Genomic DNA, 19761 nt, shown 5'->3' on the forward strand with positions numbered 1-19761 from the left:
TCCATTTTTAAATCGTATAACATATCCTTCACCCAAAACACCAGCCATTTTAGCAGGAATAATCAATGGGTTTTATTACATATAACCGATATTGTTTTTTTATCATTTCAGCTTGAATGTCTTGCTCAAATTCAATATCTGTTTTTTCAACATCTAATGCTGGTATAGTAACTTGGTTTAAATCCATAAAATGTCTTTTTCTTCGTTTTTCGCTTTTTCTTTACGTCTCTTTTTTGTGTTCAAATATTGTCTTAGTATAAATAGTAATAATACACATAGTGCAGCAAGCAACGTAACAATATACCAAGTATTGTCAAAGCCAAGGGCATCAACCATTCGCATACCTGCGTTATGACCAAAAATATGGGCTATCGAAAACGCAATACTATATAGGGCCATGTACTCACCTTGGTTTCCTTTTTTAGCTCTATCCATAGCAAATGCGTTTGAAAATGGAAAGGCTATCATTTCGCCAAAAGTCATTAAAAGCATCCCAATAACTAAAACTCCAACCCAAGGCGTAAAGTTTAATATAATAAAACTCGACCCTGTAAGAATAGCACCAAAGAGCATCAATCCAGTTTTGGTGAAATTGGTATTTTCTAACCATTTTATTAAAGGCATTTCGAATACAAAAATTAAAAACCCATTCATTCCTAAAATAATACCGATCTCTAATTCTGTTAATTGATGCACGTCTTTATAGTATAGGGGCATCGTAGAGAAGTATTGCAAGAATACAATTCCAAATAATATCATGGCAGCGAGAAAAATTAAAAAAGCTTTATCGCCATAAGCGGATTTCGGGTTTTCCGTTTTTACATTGTCCAGTATTTTTGCCTTTTTGGGATTCAAAACATTTATCAAAACCAAAGTAGCCATGATACATGTAATACCATCTACCCAAAATAAACCGCCGTAACTAAGTGCAGTGATAATAAAACCACCAATAGCAGGACCAGCGGAAAACCCAAGATTTATTGCCAAACGAATTAAAGTAACAGATCGGGTTTTGTTTTCTGGTTTACTGTAAGCACTTAGTGCTACAAACATGGCTGGACGAAACATATCTGCGACAAGCATGACTAAAAATATGCCTAAACAAAATGTTGGGAAGGTCGTTAGAAATTGCAAGGCTATAAATAAAAGACCAGTGGCCAGTAAACTAAATGCCATCACTTTGTAATATCCTATTTTATCGGTTAATTTTCCACCTAACCAGGAACCAATGACAGAACCTAAACCAAAAGCACTCATAACCCACCCAACATCATTTAAAGAAAAATTAAGGCTCTTTGTTAGGTATAATGATAAGAAAGGAATCACCATGGTACCGGCTCTATTAATAAGTGTTATTAATGCCAGCCACCATACTTCTTGAGAAAGGCCTTTAAATGTGTTTAGGTAATTGTTGAATAATTTTTTCATTAGTTCTAATTGTTCAAGTTTCTGTTTTTTTACATATAATTCTTAGTTTAGTCCCTGATCTTTATCAGGATTAGTTCAACTAATTAAATTTATTCAGTTGCTAGGCAACAGTCAAATTCCAAGTTTCACTAAAAATAAAAAGTCCGACTGAGAAGTCGGACTTTTTAATATTGTAATATTTTATATTCATATCACCACAATATATCATAAGCCCAGCTCCTTGTCTTTAAACAAGAGGTCCATTGCTTTCTATAAATTGTGACGTTACTACGCATTTTTATTTATTTTCAAGTCACAAAACTATATAAAATATTTGTAATACCAAATGAACCTTAAAATAACTTCAGAAATTAGTTTCTATTTCCTTTATCTTTCAATATAAAATAGAACCATAACAAAAGCTATGCTTCGATTTTCTATTTCATCTAAAGAAAATATTATTCAAATTTATTATCAGCCATTTTAAAATTCATTTGGTATAAGTTGTATTTTTGAAATGTGAATATTTTTACATAATGAAAAAAATAGCGTATTCTAAACCTGATTATATTTAAAACGAAACCATTTATATGATTGATAATCAGATAATTAAAATTAATGATTTAAAATCCCCAAAAGGAACATTTTTATTAGGGCATTTACCTCAATTTAATACCTATAATAAGCATCAAGTTTTAGAACGCTGGGTTGAAGAGTGCGGCGAGTTGTTTAAAATACATTTTGTTGGGAAGCCATTTGTGGTTTCTGCAAATCCGGATTTTAATAACAAAATGTTGAGATTAAGACCAGAAGGTTTTAAACGCTTTTCCAAGATCGATGACATTTTAAAAGAAATGGGAATTGATGGTGTTTTTAATGCAGAAGGCGCTGTATGGAAACGGCATAGAAAGCCAACAGCTGAAGCCCTAAATGTAAAAAATGTTAAAGCGTATTATCCCATTATTTTGGATAAGACCAAGCGCATTCTTGAAAAATTTAAAAATTATTCCCAGGAAAAGACCGTAGTAGATGTACAAAAAGAATTTATGGCGTTTACAATCGATATTACTACGGAGATTGCTTTTGGGCATAAGCTGGATACTATAAATGATAAGGCAAACAGTTTTCAAAAGCATCTGGAGGTCATTTTTCCAATGATCAACGCGCGTGTTACTGCACCCATTCCTATTTGGAGGTATTTCAAAAGAGAAAAAGATAAAACACTTGATGAATCGTTAAAATCTATTGAAAAAATCATCTATGAGTTTATTGATGGAGCCAAAAGGAGACTAACGGAGCATCCGAAATTAAAAGAAGCACCCTCAAATTTTTTAGAAGCTTTATTAATAGAAAATGAGGGTGTTCATTTTACAGATGAAGAAATTTACGGTAATGTGTTTACCATGTTATTGGCAGGGGAGGATACAACATCAAATTCATTATCCTGGGGGCTATTTTATTTAGCACAGCACCCTGGGATTGTTGCCAAGGTTAGGGAAGAAGCTAAGGAAGTATATGCCGAAGCGACACCAAATAACTATGAAAATATAGAGGACTTAAAATATGCAAACGCAGTGGTCCAGGAAGCGATGCGATTAAAACCAACAACGCCTCAATTATATTTGGAATCCAATAAAGATGTTGTTATAGATAATGTAGCTATACCAAAAGGCACTCGTATTATTTTACAGAACAAAGTGGCGCAAACGCATAGCGATTATTTCTCTAATCCTAATGATTTTGTTCCAGAAAGGTGGCTGGCTAGTGCGTGTCCGATGCATAAAAATCATGCTCCTAATGTTATGGGAGCCTTTGGAGCAGGCCCAAGATATTGTCCGGGCATGCATTTGGCAAAAACAGAAATGATTGCTTTAATTTCTACCTTATGTAAGCATTTTGACTTTAAATTAGAAGTAGAACCAGAAGCCATTAGAGAACGATTTGAGTTCACGATGTATCCAGAAAATTTAAAAGTGACTTTGGTGCCTCAGCCCTGAACTTGTTTCAGGGTCTCATAAATTAATTTCAGACATTCAAAAAAGAACATGCAAAATAATACGACCTTTTTTAAAAAGATAAAAAACATAGTGAGAACGTATCTTTTAATGTTATTGTTTTTAGTATCGTTATTTAGTTGCGCCCAAGAAAAGAAACCTATTTTAGGAGAGACCGCGTTTCAAAGAAAAATAAATGCAGAATATAAAGATGCCACCACATCACCATTAAAAGCTAAAGATAGAAAGCATTTTGAAGGTTTGGATTTCTTTGAATTTGATTCTGCTTATGTTGTAAAGGCCCAATTTAAAAGAACGCCAAATGAAAAGTCTTTTAAAATGAAAACAACGACTACCAGACTTCCAGAGTATGTGAAATATGGAGAATTAACGTTTGACTTAAAAGGAGAAAGCTTCTCATTGAATATTTATCAAAACCTAGGTTTGGTGGAAAAAGAAGGTTATAAAGATTATTTATTTCTGCCTTTTTTAGATGAAACCAATGGATTGGAAAGTTATGGGGGCGGACGTTATATCGATGCTAGGATTCCAGAAGGTCATACCATGATCATCGATTTTAATAAGGCCTATAATCCGTATTGTGCTTATAATGATAAATATTCTTGTCCTATAGTACCGAGGAGAAATTATTTAAAGACTAGAGTAGAGGCTGGGGTTAAGGTTTTTGGGAAGCATTAATGGTTTTTACCTTATTACGGGACAGGATATTAGCTGACTAAAATGATACAAATAATAAAATTCAAAACAATTATTTGTCGTAAAAAAGTCAGTTTAAATCTGTCCTATATGATATAAAACATAATTTAGGCTATTGTCCTTTGAGCGATGGAGAAGTGAAAGCTCTTTTGTTGTGGAGCACAGTGGAACAGCCAATGTGCTTGAACGTACAGTTGGTTTTCAAATGGAGAACTATTGAATAAGCATCATATGGTGCTTATCCCTTTAAAGTTTCTGGATAAATGTATTAAAATTGTGTCTGCTTCTATAGCTAAGTCGATATATACAGGTGTTTTAATGTTAAAATAAACTATATCGACTGTTAAATAAATTCAGTGTATCTTTCTAATAAAGTCAAAACCTCACTTCACCAAATACATCCCTGCAAAAACAGCCAAAAAGCCAATAATAAAACTGGCAATGGTATAGATAGCAAAACTGGTAAAGTCCCCAGATTTTAAAAACACATGATTTTCGTAAGCAAAGGTTGAAAAGGTGGTGAAACCGCCACAAAACCCAGTGGCTAAAAGCAGGGTTTGGTTTTGTGTAAGCGAATCATTTTTTGCGGCTAGGCCAAGAATGATACCAATAAGTAAACTTCCTAAAATATTGGCTGCAAACGTACCATAAGGAATCCCGGTTTCTGAGCTGTTTAGATATTTGCCAATAATAAACCGTAGCACACTGCCAAAGCCCCCACCTAAAAAAACGAATAAAAGATGTTTCATCAGTGCTTATTTAATTTGTTTTTTAATGGTCTGATGGTGCATTTATTTTATGCTTATAGCAGTAAGAACAGTTAGGTACAAATGGTTCATATATTATTTTACGGCGATATATATTTCGGTGACCCAATCCGCAGGATTTGGATGGCTCATGGGATCTGTTAAATAAGCCTCTAGCATAGGCCCATTTTCTGTAAATTCCAAATCATTTTCTGGGATATATTTCATGGTTGTTTCCCAGGCTTCTTTTAAATTTTCATAATCGCCTTTAAGCGTTGTTTTAATAGCTTTAAAAGGTTTCAACTGTCCTGTAAGGATGTCACTATCATTACTGATCACCTTCGTTGTGGTCGGTACACAGGTCGAGAACATAACCGCATTGTTTTCCTCATCCCATTTGTGATAATAGACAAAAGGGGCTCCGGCCATGTTAATATTATTGGTCATAGCATAACTTCCAACTTTGGGAAGCATTTCGGTCATTTTATCCTTTAGCTCGGTTATCTTACAAGAAGCTGTATTATATAAGTAATAACCACCGCTATGTTGAGTAATGCCATCTATTTTTATACTATATTTTTCCATATCAGAAATCACAATGCTATCTAATTTTTCAAGGCTTCGTTCATAATGAGGTGCTATTTGCTTTTCCATGCCACCCATAAAAGTAGCAAATGCTTTAAAACCAAAAGGTAAGTCTTTGCCCGAAATTGTCCAGGTAGCATCTGTTGAGCCATCTTCATTTGGTTTAAAATGCCAAGAGATATCAGATTTTGGAAAATCAGCAAACTGCATTTCTTGAGTGATCGACTTATTTTCTTCGGCTTTTATATTGGTCATGGTGCCAACGCCATCTTTATCTTCCCAAGAATAGGAGCCATCGACACCTTTAGTTTGTTTTCCAAGCGTGATTTTCATATCAGGATCGGCTTCAGCCCAAGATGACCAAGATTCCCAGTTTTTAAAATCAATAACATTGTTATAAATAACAGCGGCAGGTGCTTTTATTGTTCTGGTTCTAGTCACTTCAAATGAGTTTGGTTGTACAGCAATATAAATGGCAGTTCCTATAGTTATGATGAGTAATAAGAACAAAAGATACTTGAGAGCTTTCATTTTATTTTTTTGGAAAATTACACAAATCAAATATAATCATTTTATGCGTCGTTTAATAAATTATTATATTTGCTGCATCATAAATAAATTTTTATTAATCAAAAGATTGTTTTTTCAACGAATCGGTAATTTAAAGGCTATTAATAATCGTTTTTTTGAACAATAATTAAAAATATTTTTATAAAATGAAACTAAAATCAATCCTAAATCTGGTACTAGTTGCCATATTGTTCTTGTCTTGTGGTCAGGATAAATCTAAAGAAAATGCAGAAGATTTAAGTGTAAAAGAAAACACTGCTTTTAATTATAATGTTGAGCAGTTCGCTGATATTAAAATACTCCGATATCAAATACCAGGATGGGAAAATTTAACTTTAAAAGAACAGAAGCTAGTATATTATCTTACCCAGGCCGGTTTGGCAGGAAGGGATATTATGTGGGATCAAAACTACAGACATAATCTTAAAATAAGAAAAGCACTTGAGCATGTGTATTCAAATTACAAAGGCGATAAAACTTCTGCAGATTGGAAAGCTTTTGAAACTTATTTAAAACGTGTTTGGTTTAGTAACGGGATTCATCATCATTATTCGAATGATAAGTTGAAACCCGGCTTTTCTTCAGATTATTTGAAACAATTATTAGTGGATACCAATACCACATTAGAAGGCGAACCTTTTGATGTTATTTTTAATGATAAAGATGCCAAAAAAGTAAACCAGGCAAAAGGGATTGATAACGTTGGGCTTTCTGCCGTTAATTTTTACGGACCAGATGTTACTAATAGCGATGTACAAAGTTTTTATGCAGCAAAGCAATCCCCAGATCCCAATAAACCATTATCGTTCGGCTTGAATTCACAATTGGTAAAGGAAAATGGCGTATTAAAAGAACGTGTTTATAAATCGGGAGGTTTATATGGTTCGGCCATTGATGAAATTATTAAATGGTTGGAATTAGCGAAAGGGGTTGCTGAAAATGAGGCCCAAGGTCATGCTTTAGGCCTGTTGATCGATTATTATAAAACGGGTGATTTACAAACTTGGGATGATTACAATGTTGCATGGACTTCTGCTACGGCAGGAAACATCGATTATATAAACAGTTTTATTGAAGTATATAACGATCCATTAGGATATCGAGGGTCTTACGAAAGTATTGTACAGATTAATGATTTTGATATGTCTCAAAAAATGAAAGTACTGTCGGATAATGCACAATGGTTCGAAGATCATTCTCCTCTCATGGAAGCCCATAAAAAAGATAGTGTTGTCGGTGTTACTTATAAAGTAGTGACAGTCGCAGGTGAAGGCGGGGATGCCTCACCAAGTACGCCAATAGGGGTGAATTTGCCTAATGCCAACTGGATTAGAAAAGAAGTGGGAAGTAAATCTGTTTCCCTGGGAAATATTATAAATGCCTATAATAATGCCGGCGGTTCTGAGCGTTTAAAAGAATTCGTTCATGATGAAGAAGAATTAAAATTAGAAGAAAAATATGGACAATTAGCGGATAAGCTGCATACAGCATTGCATGAAGTTATAGGGCATGCCTCAGGACAATTAAATCCGGGAGTGGGAGAGACCAAGGAAACCTTAAAAAACTATGCCTCAACTTTAGAAGAAGGGCGTGCAGATTTAGTTGGATTGTATTATTTGTATGATGCTAAATTACAAGAATTGGGGCTAGTCGATGATTGGAAAAGTATAGGGAAAACAGCTTATGATGGCTATATTAGAAATGGGCTTTTAACGCAGTTAATTCGTTTAAACTTGGGTGATGATGTTGAAGAAGCACATATGAGAAATAGGCAATGGGTAAGTGCATGGGTATTTGAAAAAGGTAAAGCAGATCATGTTATTGAAAAAGTGGTGCGTGATGGAAAAACTTATTTCAATATTAATGATTATGATAAACTGCACGAACTTTTCGGGCAATTATTACGTGAAACGCAACGTATAAAATCTGAAGGGGATTACGAAGCAGTTGAGGCCCTGGTAGAAAATTATGGCGTAAAGGTAGACCAAGCTATACATGCTGAAGTATTAGAGCGTAATAAGCAGTTTTTATCGGCACCTTATAATGGTTTTGTAAACCCAGTATTGGTAGCGGACAAAAATGAAGCTGGGGAAATAATTGGGGTAAAAGTAACTCAGCCAGAATCCTTTGCAGGTCAGATGTTAGATTATAGCAACAACTATAATTTCTTACCAGAGGTAAACTAGATTGTTTTAGAATATAAAAAACAAAAGAACCGACCCTTGATCAAGGATCGGTTTTTTTGTTAACACTAAAAGTCAAAAGAATTAAATTAACAACTATAAGAATGCTAATTATAATTAATATTTTCATTTTTTGAGTTTGTTTGTTAAACATTAGATGCAAAAAAATTAAAAAGGTTGCGTTAAAATCTTACAACTATTTATATAACAGCTTAAATGTTCTTTTTCCTACCATGTTGTTACTATAAACACAACTAATATGTTGTTTTGGGTGGTTTAAATGATAAATATACCAATTAACAATAAATTTCCTATATATAAAGAGAGGTTTTTATTGTTGTTTTATAGTATTTTTTTTACAAGTGTTGGGTTAATTATTAATGTTACAAAAGTGAAACATTATGATATGCAAATAGAATACCCTATAATGGGAATATCGACCCATTAAGATATAAAAGCATATAATACAGAAGAAATATCCTACTTTCATGTAGGGTGTTCGAGGTAAGATACTTATTTAAAAAAGAATTTTATAGCCACGATAAATAAAATAAAAGCAATAAAAGCGAGAAGAATCCATATGCTACCAGCATAAAAGCGCTTATGAAGCTTTAGGTCCTTTCGGTAAGTATATCCTATGATAATAGCAAAGACAATAAAAAATAAAACTCCGAAAATGATTTGACCTTTACTGAACATATGGTTATTTTTATGCAAATTTAATAAAACTTAGATTCCCATTTTCATGGGAATGAAAATTAAAATTTCAATGAAAAATAAAATAGAAGCTGTAAAGGCATTTCATACAGCATTTAAAATAGGACATAGGGAATCGCCCAAGGCAGATTTGGGAATCGATAAAAATAGCTTGCGTTTCAATTTAATGAAAGAAGAAAACGAAGAGTATTTAGAAGCAGCAAACAATAATGATTTAGTTGAAGTTGCAGACGCTTTAGGAGATATGCTTTATATTTTGTGTGGTACCATTATAGAGCATGGTATGCAATATAAAATTGAAGAGGTGTTTGATGAGATCCAACGCAGTAATATGAGTAAGTTAGGAGCAGACGGACAACCTATTTATAGGGAAGACGGCAAAGTCCTCAAAGGACCTAATTACTTTAAACCAAATATTGAGTCTATATTGGACAAATAAAAAGGAAGGCTGCCTTAAAAGTGTCATTCAGAGCGCAGCGAAGAATCTTAATATTTATATAAATTAAGACACTACATTTTTAAGAGATTCTTCGCTGCGCTCTGAATGACAAAGCATAATATTTTCAGGTAATCTTTTTTTGTTTATAAGAATGGTATATTATTCCACTTTATACCTCCAACCAAAAGGGTCTTCGGCTTTGTTGGTTTGTATATCGGTAATGCGTTTCTTTAAAGAACTTGCATAGGTATCTTCTAATTCAGGTAAATCATAATCAGTGTCCTTGTAACCGAAACCTGAAATAGGAGAAATAACAGCAGCAGTCCCTGCTCCAAACATTTCTTTTAAAGAACCATCTTTTGCAGCAGAAACAACTTCATGAACAGATAGTTTTCTAACTTCTACAGGAATACCTTCAGCTTTTGCTAATTCAATAATGCTTTTACGAGTGATACCATCTAGAATTCTATCACTAGTCGGTCCCGTAATAAGTGTGTCATTTATACGAACAAAGATATTCATGGCACCAGCTTCTTCAATGTACTCATGGGTGTTGTCATCTGTCCAAATAACTTGTTGATACCCTTTTTCTATAGCCAATTGTGTTGGGTAAAATTGCCCGGCATAGTTGCCTCCAGCTTTAGCAAAACCAACACCTCCATTAGCAGAACGCGAGTATTTTTCTTCGATTAAGACTTTCACCTTTCCAGAAAAATAAGAACCAGAAGGCGCACAAGCTATGATAAATTTATATGCATCGGCGGGAGACGCATGAAAACCATTTCCAGAGGCAAAAACAAAAGGTCTTATATATAAAGAACTTCCATCTTTTTTAGGGATCCACGCATTGTCAACTTGCAATAATGCTTTAAGTCCATCCATAAAATAGCTTTCAGGTAATTCTGGAATTGCCAAACGTTTAGATGAAATATTTAAACGCTTAAAATTATCTATGGGGCGAAATAACCAGACATCTTCATTCTCATCTTTGTAGGCTTTCATACCTTCAAAGACCGATTGACCATAATGAAAAATCTTAGAAGATGGATCTAAGCTAATAGCTTGATAAGGAACAACTTTAGGAGCTTGCCACTTACCATCTTTAAAATTGCATTCCAACATGTGATCAGAAAATACATGCCCAAATTTTAAATTGTCAAAATCTACATCATTAATTTTTGTAGTTTTGGCTTTTATAATCTCAATATTGTTGATTATAGCGTTCATAAGTCTAGTTATTTATTGATACAAATTTAAGTAAAAACGTTTTTAAAAAAACGGCATATTTACATAAATCGTTTAAAATTGAAATATTCATAACATGAAGTCAGTTGCTTTAGTAATTATCTGTGTTTTAATGTTAAATTCTTGCAAAAATAAAAGTAAGGAACAGTCCCGGATAATGCCTGATATAGAGCCTGTTGAATATGTCTCCTTCGGAAAAGAGATGATAGCCGATGATGCCATAACAGCTACTTCTATGGCAGCACATTATAAAAATATGAATCCAGGGGATTCCATCCATTCTAAAATGATAGCTAAAGTTAATAGTGTCTGTCAAGCAAAGGGCTGTTGGATGATTTTAAATTTAGAGAATGGCAATGAAGTCATGGTAAAGTTTAAAGATTATGGCTTTTTTGTGCCTAAAGATATTGCCGGTAAGGAGGTCATCGTAAATGGAAAGGCCTATATAAAAGAAGTGTCCATTGAGGAATTAAGACATTATGCAGAAGATGCGGGGAAATCTGCTGAGAAAATTGCTGCTATTACCAAACCCAAAAGAACCTATTCGTTTGAAGCTGATGGGGTCTTGTTAAAGCAATAATTTGAAACATAATCCTGACTTATTTTTTAATGGGACTATAATCATGGTGGGTGTTACATCCCGCTTATGGCCGGGTAGGCGTGACAAATAAAAATGCAATAGATATAAATACGTGAAGCGAGAAATAGTCATAACTGCCGATGGTTCATCGACCATTCATTTACCTGATTGGAATGAGCAATACCACTCCAAGCATGGTGCCATACAGGAAGCCTATCATGTATTTATAAAACAGGGCTTACATCATTTTTGCCATTCTGAGCCCTTGTGCAAAGCGGAGTCGAAGCATATTTCAGGATCCCATAAAAATATATCCCTTCTGGAAATTGGTTTTGGTACAGGGTTAAATGCTTTTATTACCTTATTAGAAGCAGAAAATTTAAAGGTTAATATTGATTATTTTGGTGTCGAAGGCTATCCTGTTTTAATGGATGAAATCAATCAGTTAAATTACCCCACGGAATTAAACGTTGAAAATAAAGCCTCTCTTTTTAAAAAACTTCACGAAGTTTCTTGGGAGGAAAAACATATAGTTTCCGAAAATTTTTCTATAGAAAAGCAACATCGTTTCTTTTCAGAAATTAAAGAAGAAGATATCTACAATATTATATATTTTGATGCCTTTGGTGCCAGAGTACAACCAGAGTTATGGACAGAGCCTATATTTTTGAAAATGTACCATGCATTAAAAGCAGGAGGTGTTTTGGTGACCTATTCAGCAAAAGGGAGCGTCCGTCGTGCCATGGAAGCTGTAGGTTTCGTGGTTGAGCGCTTACCAGGCCCTCCTGGTAAACGTGAAATGCTCAGAGCCACGAAAAGGAGCTGAGCATTCGGATTCATCCAAATGTTACGCGCTTGTAAAGAAGCGTGACATTCAACGGAGTTAAATGCTAGATACTTGTAAAAAGATTTGATATTTATACTGTGTTGTTAAACCTGGAATATCAACAGACTGTTAAACCTAATATAAATCATTAGCAAACCGATAGGTCTTTTTGTAACTTTAATAAAAAAAGAAATGCGAGTTTTAATAACAGGTGCTACAGGTTTAATAGGGCAGGAAATTGTAAAGCTTTGTCAAAAAAGGGATATTGCAGTTAATTATCTAACGACCAGTCATTCTAAAATATCCAAAACAAAGAATTACCAAGGGTTTTATTGGAATCCGAAAACCCAAGATATAGATCCAGATTGTTTTAAAAATATTGATGCCATTATACATTTGGCAGGTGCAACCGTATCTAAGCGTTGGACACCCTCCTATAAAAAAGAAATTTTATCCAGTAGAAAAATAACGACCCAGTTATTAATTAATGCTTTAAAAGGAGAGACCCATACCATAAAACAAGTTATTTCTGCAAGCGCTATTGGAATTTATTCAGATTCCCTAACTAATTATTATGAAGAGGGAGCCAGGGATTTTGGCCATTCTTTTTTAAGTGAAGTAGTACAGGTATGGGAGCAAGAAGTCGATGCCTTTGCGAAACTGAACATCACTGTTTCCAAAATAAGAATAGGTCTGGTTTTAGCTAAAAAAGGTGGGGCATTGCAAGAAATGGTAAAACCTATTTCGTTTGGCATGGGCGCTTCTTTTGGTAGTGGTAAACAATGGCAATCCTGGATACATATTAATGATTTGGCAAATATGTTTTTATATATATTAAAATTTAATCTAGGCGGTGTTTATAATGGTGTTGCTCCAAACGCTGTTACTAACAATGAGTTAATAAAAACCATAGCTAGTGTGATGCGCAAGCCCTTGTTTTTACCGAGTGTTCCTAAATTTTTTTTAAAGATAGTGTTAGGGGAGATGCATACGCTGTTATTTGAAAGTCAAAGGGTAAGTGCCAAAAAAATTGAAAATAAAGGTTTTCTTTTCAAATACTATTATTTGCGACCTGCTTTAGAAAATTTACTTGATTGAAAGAACGTTTTACGTGCTAATACCATTTCTACCTTAAATTTACTCAATAAAACAGCAAATATTAGCCTAAAATTTCAAAATAAAAAAGAACCGTAGCCCTGCTATGCATGTATTTTCTTTATCAACAAAGTCAAAAAACAACTCCTTTTCTTATGGGTAAATTTAAATCAGAACAGGTATGACCTATTTCCATGCTAAACTTACCGAAAATAAACCTTTTTTCTTTCTCTTTCTTCTTCAATAATATAGACGATGCTTAGTCTAACTTCAAAAAACGTCTTTTAAGACAAAAAATATTTAGTGACATTATGACATTTTTATAATATTGGCAGTACTTTTGCCAACTAATTTTAGTATTTGTATAAAATTTAAATGCAGCAATGAGTAAGAAAGAAAAAACAAACGATATAGAAAACGATCAAATAGATGGTGTACAAAATGAAACCATTGAAGTTGAAGAGCAAGTTGTAGAAGAACAAACTGTAGAAGAGAAGCTTCAAGCAGAATTAAAACAAGAAAAAGATAAGTTTTTACGCCTATTTGCCGAATTTGAGAACTATAAACGCCGTACTTCTAAAGAGCGTCTTGAGTTATTTTCTACAGCAAGTGAGGATGTAATGAAAACGTTATTGCCGATTCTTGATGATTTTGAACGTGCATTGACCCATATAGAAGAAGATAAGGAAGCAGAAGAATTACGCAATGGGGTTTTATTAATTTATCAGAAATTAGTAAAAACTTTAGAACAAAAAGGCTTGACAGTTGTTATGGTAGAAAAAGGAGATGTTTTTAATGCTGACGATCATGAAGCTGTTACTCAAATACCAGCTCCTAGTGACGATTTAAAAGGAAAAATTATTGATGTTATTGAAAAAGGATACAAACTTGGTGAGAAAGTAATTCGTTTTCCAAAAGTTGTTATAGGGCAATAAAATATAGATATGGCAAAAAGAGACTATTACGAGATATTAGGAATTAGTAAAGGTGCTACTGGGGCTGAAATAAAGAAAGCTTATCGGAAAAAAGCAATTGAATTTCATCCAGATAAGAATCCGGATGATAAAGGAGCTGAAGCTAAATTTAAAGAAGCAGCCGAAGCTTATGAGGTATTGAGTGATGCTGATAAAAAAGCACGTTACGACCAATTTGGTCACCAAGCTTTTGAAAATGGCGGCGGCGGCTTTGGTGGCGGCGGCATGAATATGGAAGATATTTTTAGCCAGTTTGGTGATATTTTTGGCGGTGGTTTTGGCGGTGGCGGATTCTCAGGTTTTGGTGGTGGCGGTGGCCAGCGCCGTACCAAAGGGAGTAACCTTCGTATTCGTGTTAAATTGACTCTAGAAGAAGTCGCCAATGGTGTAGAGAAAAAAGTAAAAGTAAAACGAAAGGTTCAAGCACCAGGAACAACCTATAAAACATGTTCAACGTGTAATGGTAGTGGGCAAATAACACGGATAGCAAATACGATCTTAGGTAGAATGCAAACGTCTGCACCATGTAATGTGTGTGGTGGTGCTGGGCAAACCATAGATAAAAAGCCAAGTGATGCAGATTCTCAAGGACTGAAAGTTGCCGAAGAAACGGTTTCTATAAAAATACCAGCAGGTGTTGTAGATGGTATGCAGCTCAAAGTATCAGGGAAAGGTAATGAAGCTCCAGGAAATGGTATTTCGGGAGATCTTATAGTTGTTATTGAAGAAGAAATACATGATAAATTACAGCGAGAAGGTGATAATTTACACTACGATTTATATGTAAGCTATCCAGATGCTGTTTTAGGAACGTCTAAGGAAATTGATACTGTAACAGGTAAAGTACGTATTAAGGTAGAGCCAGGTGTGCAATCTGGTAAAATTTTGCGTTTACGAGGAAAAGGGATACCAAGTATAAACGGTTATGGGGTAGGTGACTTATTGGTGCATGTAAATGTATGGACCCCAAAAACGTTAAGTAAGCAGCAAAAAGAATTTTTTGAATCTATGAGAAACGATGAACATTTCGAACCAAAACCAGAAAGTTCTGATAAATCATTTTTTGAGAAAGTAAAAGATATGTTCTCATAAAAGCAGAACATTTTTAGTAATAAAGGACTAAGTATATATACGTAAAATTTTTGAATTATAAAAGAAGTTCTCTTATAGTTTTGTTATTAGTATATAAAAAATAACTATATTTGAATTATCACTAATTTATTTTAGTGGTAATTTTTCTTTTTCATAGCAATTTTTTTCCCATCCTTAATTTATTAAGGGTGGGTTTTGTTTTTTATAAAGTTCCCTTTTTTTATTTAGAATTAAAAAGATGGAATAGGAGGCTAAAATAGCCTGTCGATTGTAGAACATAGAGGGGATACATAAATATTAACAAATAAAAATTGGACACGAATATCACAGGTTTTTTCTGCCATGTAATATTCGTGCCCTTTTTAAAGATGTACACACACGGTAGCTGTAGAACAGGAAAGATTTTGCAGAGCATCATAAAAAGTCAAGACGAGTTGAGTATGTTAGTGTATAACATTTAATATATTTACATCCATCAAGTCAATTAAAAAATAAGAATGAACAACTTACTGGAAGTTGAGGAGGTTTCTAAAAACTTCGGAGACTTTATAGCGCTTAATAAAGTGTCGATTACGGTGCCTAAAGGCAGTATTTTTGGTCTGTTAGGCCCAAATGGAGCGGGGAAAACAACACTGATACGAGTTATAAATCAAATAACAATGCCAGATCAAGGAAAGGTACACTTAGATGGTGAATTACTTAAACCTGCACATATTAAGGATATTGGCTATTTACCAGAAGAACGCGGTCTTTATAAGTCTATGAAAGTAGGGGAACAAGCTTTATATTTGGCTCAGTTAAAAGGTTTGAGTAAAGCAGAAGCCATAACAAGGCTAAAGTACTGGTTTGAACGTTTAGGGATTGGAGACTGGTGGAACAAGAAAATTCAGGAATTATCCAAAGGAATGGCTCAAAAAATACAGTTTATCGTTACGGTATTACACCAGCCAAAACTTTTAATTTTTGATGAGCCTTTTTCAGGTTTCGATCCTATAAATGCCAATTTAATAAAAGATGAAATCCTACGTTTGCGAGAAGAGGGGGCTACCGTTATTTTTTCGACCCATAGAATGGAATCCGTAGAGGAACTTTGTGATGATATAGCCTTGATACATAAATCGAATAAAATTCTTGAAGGTAAACTAATCAATGTAAAACGAAACTATAAAATAAATACTTACGAGGTTGGTATTCGAACAGAACATAAAAAAAAACTAGAACAAGAACTAGCAAATAAGTTTGATATTTCGACAGCCAATTTTAAGACTTTAGAAGACGAATTAAAACTTAATATAAAGCTTTCTGAAACTGATAAACCAAATGATTTATTAAGTTATTTGACTTCAAAAGGAGAGGTCTCACATTTTGTTGAATTGATACCAAGTGTAAACGATATTTTTATTCAAACGGTAAGGAATAATTAATTTTATGAACCATTTATCACTTATAATAAAGCGCGAGTACCTAACAAAGGTTAAAAATAAATCATTTATAGTGATGACTATTTTAAGCCCTATTATAATGATAGTGCTCATTGCTGTTGTTGCCTACTTATCACAGTTAAATAACGATAAAGTACGTGTTATTTCTGTTTTGGATGAATCAGGATTCGTACAAGGCGTTTTCAAGAACTCAGAAAAAACAACCTATCATATGCTAGAGAATATGTCCTTAGAGGAAGCTAAAACAGTATCAAAAGAGACGGCTTCTTATGGATTGTTGCATATAGATAAGTTTGACGCTATAGAAACTGTTGGTAATCATATTAAGTTCTATTCAGAAGAATCACCGTCGCTTACTTTAATGTCTAATTTGGAGGGGCAATTGGAGAAGACGTTTACAAATATTAAATTACAACAGCAAGGCATAGATCTTGATTTAATTAATGCTTCGAAAATAAGAATTGATATAGCCCAGGAAAGCTTTAAAGGTGAAAAAACATCAAAAATAGATAGTTTTGCCAAACTTGGTTTTGGAATTGCAGCAGGCTATTTGTTGTTTATGTTTATCATCATTTATGGTAATATGATTATGCGCAGTGTGATAGAGGAAAAAACAAGTAGAATTATAGAAATTATTATTTCTTCTGTAAAACCAGTGCAATTAATGCTTGGGAAAATTATAGGCACTTCGTTGGCAGGCATCACGCAGTTTGTTATTTGGATGATTTTTGGAGGTCTTTTAATGACTGTTGTTTCATTGGTGATGGGTGTTGATTTATTTGATTCAACTACGCCACAACAGGAATTAATGCAATTGGCTTCAGATGGTTCTAGTATGGATTTTTATTTTGAATCTTTTAAAACAGCTATGCAAAATTTACCGCTAATAAACCTTATTATGGCATTTATATTGTTTTTTATTGGGGGTTATTTGTTATACAGTTCGCTGTATGCTGCTATTGGAGCAGCGGTAGATAACGAAACAGACACGCAGCAGTTTTTATTGCCGATAATAGTGCCTTTAATTTTAGCGGTTTATATTGGTATCTTTACGGTTATTGAAGATCCACACGGAACGGTGTCTACGGTATTTTCTTTTATACCTTTAACGTCCCCGGTGGTTATGCTTATGCGTATTCCTTTTGGAGTACCTGTGTGGCAACAATTGGTATCATTATTGATATTAATAGGTTCTTTTATGTTTGCGGTTTGGATAGCAGCAAAAATATACAGAGTCGGTATTTTAATGTATGGTAAAAAACCAAGTTATAAGGAATTGATAAAGTGGATTAAATACTAATATGCAAAAAGAAATAACTAATAAAATAGAGGAAAGTGCAGAAGTAATAGGAGACGCTATTACCAAAAGTTCTGTGTGGGAAAAAATTGTTGAGTTTCTGGAATTTAAGATTATAGATTTTACATACGGTACCGGAGACGAAGTACATAATGTTTTTTTCAGGGTTAAGTACCTCTTACTTATAGCTGTTGTTTTTATTGTTACTACTTATCTTTTAAGATGGATCAAGAGGTTGGTCACAAGGAAGATGCCTCCCGAGGATAAAGCGAAATTTAATACGGTTTTTTCTTTCTCCAGATGGATCATTTACATTATTGTCATGCTCATTGTTTTTGATTCAGTGGGAGTTAATGTTACGGCTATTTTTGCAGCATCAGCCGCCTTATTGATAGGTATTGGTCTGGCGCTGCAAACCTTATTTCAGGATATTATTTCTGGTGTTTTTATTCTGGTAGACCAATCTGTTCATGTTGGTGATATTATTGAATTGGAAGGTAAAGTTGGTCGGGTTGAAGAAATCAAGCTTCGTACTACAAGGGCGGTAACCATTGATAATAAAGTATTGATCATTCCTAATCATTTATATTTAACCAATAGTTTATATAACTGGACTCAAAATGGTGTCACAACCAGGGAATCTGTTTCTGTTGGTGTGGCCTATGGTAGTGATGTTCAGTTGGTAAAAAAGTTATTGATTCAGGCAGCCAGTACCCATCCCGATGTCCTTAGTGAACCAGAACCCACTGTCGTGTTTATGGATTTTGGGGATAGCTCCCTGAACTTTAAAATTGTCTTTACTATTAACGACAGTTTTAAGGCACAATTCCCAAAAAGCGATATTCGCTTTGAAATAGACCGATTATTCAGGGAAAATAACGTTACTATACCATTTCCACAGCGAGATATCCATATTATTTCAAAAACAGGAATAAAAGCAGATTCAGGAATTAATGAAAGGTAATATGACAAAACAGGGAACTAGATATCTTTTAATGTTATTACTGTTTTTTGTTTTTCAAACTACTTATGCCCAACTCACGGATTTAGCACGTTTGGAATATTCTTTCATTCCAAAAAGTAATTCAGAAGATCAATATACAAGATTACGGGCCCTTTTAAATTATCCTGTTAAAATTAAAAAGGACGCTTATTTAATAGTAGGGGCAGAGTATAATCGTATTTTATTAAATCTTGAGCAGGATTACCCCTTTGATACCTCAGGATTAAACATTCTACACATCATAGATTTAAACCTTGGATATACATTTAAATTGAATGAAAAATGGCGTTTTGGCGCTAAGTTCAATCCCAGAATAGCTTCAACACTTACCAAAAGTTTAGTGTCTGACGATTTTTTTATAAATGGGGGTCTGTTTTTTGTAAATGATAGAATGAAGGAGGTAAGCTTGAAGCGTCCTTATCGGTTGATTTTAGGGCTAACTTATAATGCTACGACAGGTTTGCCTTTCCCATTACCTTTTGTAAGTTATTATCGTGAGATCAATGAAACATGGAGTTTTAGTGCAGGTGTTCCAAAATCTAATCTAAAATATTCAATAAATAATAAAAGTAATATTCAGATATTTGTTGGTCTGGATGGTTATTTGGCACATTTACAAGAACCTTCCATAGTCAACGGACAGCATGTTGATAACATTTCTATGTCAGTTATAGTTGGAGGTTTGGGATATGAGTATCTTTTTAATAGACATTTGGTAGGGTATTTGTATACAGGTTATACGTTTAGATTAAATAACGTATTAAGAAACAAGGATAGAGATGAAATTTTTAAACTGGATAATGTCAATGCGTTTTATCTGAGAAGTGGAATTAAATTTAAAATATAGAT

19 protein-coding genes are annotated in these 19761 nt (G+C 33.8%); 13 read left to right on the forward strand and 6 right to left on the reverse strand.

What is annotated here, in order from left to right:
- Window positions 1-49: 49 nt before the first annotated feature.
- Window positions 50-187 carry a hypothetical protein gene (locus PQO00_RS02935; RefSeq protein ID WP_274183337.1) on the reverse strand — a complete coding sequence of 46 codons (138 nt, stop codon included), beginning with the start codon at window positions 185-187 and terminating at the stop codon, window positions 50-52.
- Window positions 178-1428 carry an MFS transporter gene (locus tag PQO00_RS02940; protein ID WP_274183338.1) on the reverse strand — a complete coding sequence of 417 codons (1251 nt, stop codon included), beginning with the start codon at window positions 1426-1428 and terminating at the stop codon, window positions 178-180. The genes PQO00_RS02935 and PQO00_RS02940 overlap by 10 nt, the downstream gene beginning before the upstream one ends.
- A 569-nt stretch (window positions 1429-1997) precedes the next feature.
- On the opposite strand from PQO00_RS02940, the gene PQO00_RS02945 reads away from it, so the two are divergent.
- Both PQO00_RS02945 and PQO00_RS02950 read left to right on the forward strand, forming a co-directional pair.
- Window positions 1998-3404 carry a cytochrome P450 gene (locus PQO00_RS02945; protein ID WP_274183339.1) on the forward strand — a complete coding sequence of 469 codons (1407 nt, stop codon included), beginning with the start codon at window positions 1998-2000 and terminating at the stop codon, window positions 3402-3404.
- Window positions 3405-3512: 108 nt separating this feature from the next.
- Window positions 3513-4100, forward strand: coding sequence for a DUF1684 domain-containing protein (locus PQO00_RS02950; protein WP_274183534.1), 588 nt, complete (start codon window positions 3513-3515; stop codon window positions 4098-4100).
- A 401-nt stretch (window positions 4101-4501) separates the two neighbouring features.
- Here PQO00_RS02950 and crcB read toward each other — a convergent pair whose 3' ends face one another.
- On the reverse strand, window positions 4502-4867 hold the full coding sequence (gene crcB, locus PQO00_RS02955) for a fluoride efflux transporter CrcB (protein WP_274183340.1): 366 nt from the start codon (window positions 4865-4867) through the stop codon (window positions 4502-4504).
- Between the two features lie 93 nt (window positions 4868-4960).
- Complete coding sequence (locus PQO00_RS02960) at window positions 4961-5980, reverse strand: GyrI-like domain-containing protein (protein ID WP_274183341.1); 1020 nt, start codon at window positions 5978-5980, stop codon at window positions 4961-4963.
- Between the two features lie 185 nt (window positions 5981-6165).
- Between PQO00_RS02960 and PQO00_RS02965 the strand changes: the two genes are divergently transcribed.
- The gene (locus tag PQO00_RS02965) at window positions 6166-8205 is read left to right on the forward strand and encodes a dihydrofolate reductase (protein ID WP_274183342.1); all 2040 of its coding nucleotides are present in this window, start codon (window positions 6166-6168) and stop codon (window positions 8203-8205) included.
- A gap of 510 nt (window positions 8206-8715) precedes the next feature.
- On the opposite strand, the gene PQO00_RS02970 is transcribed toward PQO00_RS02965, so the two are convergent.
- Complete coding sequence (locus PQO00_RS02970) at window positions 8716-8901, reverse strand: hypothetical protein (RefSeq protein WP_274183343.1); 186 nt, start codon at window positions 8899-8901, stop codon at window positions 8716-8718.
- Window positions 8902-8971: 70 nt separating this feature from the next.
- Here PQO00_RS02970 and PQO00_RS02975 point away from each other — a divergent pair, with 70 nt between their 5' ends.
- Window positions 8972-9358 carry a nucleoside triphosphate pyrophosphohydrolase family protein gene (locus PQO00_RS02975; RefSeq protein WP_274183344.1) on the forward strand — a complete coding sequence of 129 codons (387 nt, stop codon included), beginning with the start codon at window positions 8972-8974 and terminating at the stop codon, window positions 9356-9358.
- A gap of 159 nt (window positions 9359-9517) precedes the next feature.
- Here the strand turns inward: PQO00_RS02975 and PQO00_RS02980 are convergent, their stop codons facing one another.
- Window positions 9518-10585, reverse strand: coding sequence for a branched-chain amino acid aminotransferase (locus PQO00_RS02980; protein WP_274183345.1), 1068 nt, complete (start codon window positions 10583-10585; stop codon window positions 9518-9520).
- A 175-nt stretch (window positions 10586-10760) separates the two neighbouring features.
- On the opposite strand from PQO00_RS02980, the gene PQO00_RS02985 reads away from it, so the two are divergent.
- The 9 genes from PQO00_RS02985 (at window position 10761) to PQO00_RS03025 (ending at window position 19759) form a co-directional block, all read left to right on the forward strand.
- Window positions 10761-11183, forward strand: a complete 423-nt coding sequence (locus PQO00_RS02985; RefSeq protein WP_337992822.1) for a DUF4920 domain-containing protein — start codon at window positions 10761-10763, stop codon at window positions 11181-11183.
- A 112-nt stretch (window positions 11184-11295) separates the two neighbouring features.
- Window positions 11296-12009 carry a tRNA (5-methylaminomethyl-2-thiouridine)(34)-methyltransferase MnmD gene (gene mnmD, locus PQO00_RS02990; protein ID WP_274183347.1) on the forward strand — a complete coding sequence of 238 codons (714 nt, stop codon included), beginning with the start codon at window positions 11296-11298 and terminating at the stop codon, window positions 12007-12009.
- A gap of 192 nt (window positions 12010-12201) precedes the next feature.
- Window positions 12202-13107 carry a TIGR01777 family oxidoreductase gene (locus tag PQO00_RS02995; protein ID WP_274183348.1) on the forward strand — a complete coding sequence of 302 codons (906 nt, stop codon included), beginning with the start codon at window positions 12202-12204 and terminating at the stop codon, window positions 13105-13107.
- A 380-nt stretch (window positions 13108-13487) separates the two neighbouring features.
- Window positions 13488-14039 carry a nucleotide exchange factor GrpE gene (locus PQO00_RS03000; RefSeq protein ID WP_274183349.1) on the forward strand — a complete coding sequence of 184 codons (552 nt, stop codon included), beginning with the start codon at window positions 13488-13490 and terminating at the stop codon, window positions 14037-14039.
- A gap of 9 nt (window positions 14040-14048) precedes the next feature.
- Complete coding sequence (gene dnaJ, locus PQO00_RS03005; protein WP_274183350.1) at window positions 14049-15170, forward strand: molecular chaperone DnaJ; 1122 nt, start codon at window positions 14049-14051, stop codon at window positions 15168-15170.
- Between the two features lie 497 nt (window positions 15171-15667).
- Window positions 15668-16594 carry an ABC transporter ATP-binding protein gene (locus tag PQO00_RS03010; RefSeq protein WP_274183351.1) on the forward strand — a complete coding sequence of 309 codons (927 nt, stop codon included), beginning with the start codon at window positions 15668-15670 and terminating at the stop codon, window positions 16592-16594.
- 4 nt (window positions 16595-16598) lie between these two features.
- Window positions 16599-17912 (forward strand): ABC transporter permease, encoded by a 1314-nt coding sequence (locus tag PQO00_RS03015; protein ID WP_274183352.1) that lies wholly within the window; start codon window positions 16599-16601, stop codon window positions 17910-17912.
- Between the two features lies 1 nt (window position 17913).
- Complete coding sequence (locus PQO00_RS03020; protein WP_274183353.1) at window positions 17914-18873, forward strand: mechanosensitive ion channel family protein; 960 nt, start codon at window positions 17914-17916, stop codon at window positions 18871-18873.
- A 1-nt stretch (window position 18874) separates the two neighbouring features.
- The gene (locus PQO00_RS03025) at window positions 18875-19759 is read left to right on the forward strand and encodes a DUF6268 family outer membrane beta-barrel protein (RefSeq protein ID WP_274183354.1); all 885 of its coding nucleotides are present in this window, start codon (window positions 18875-18877) and stop codon (window positions 19757-19759) included.
- Window positions 19760-19761 lie beyond the last annotated feature (2 nt).

The organism is Flavivirga sp. 57AJ16, from assembly GCF_028736925.1.
In the GTDB taxonomy this organism is placed as follows: domain Bacteria; phylum Bacteroidota; class Bacteroidia; order Flavobacteriales; family Flavobacteriaceae; genus Flavivirga.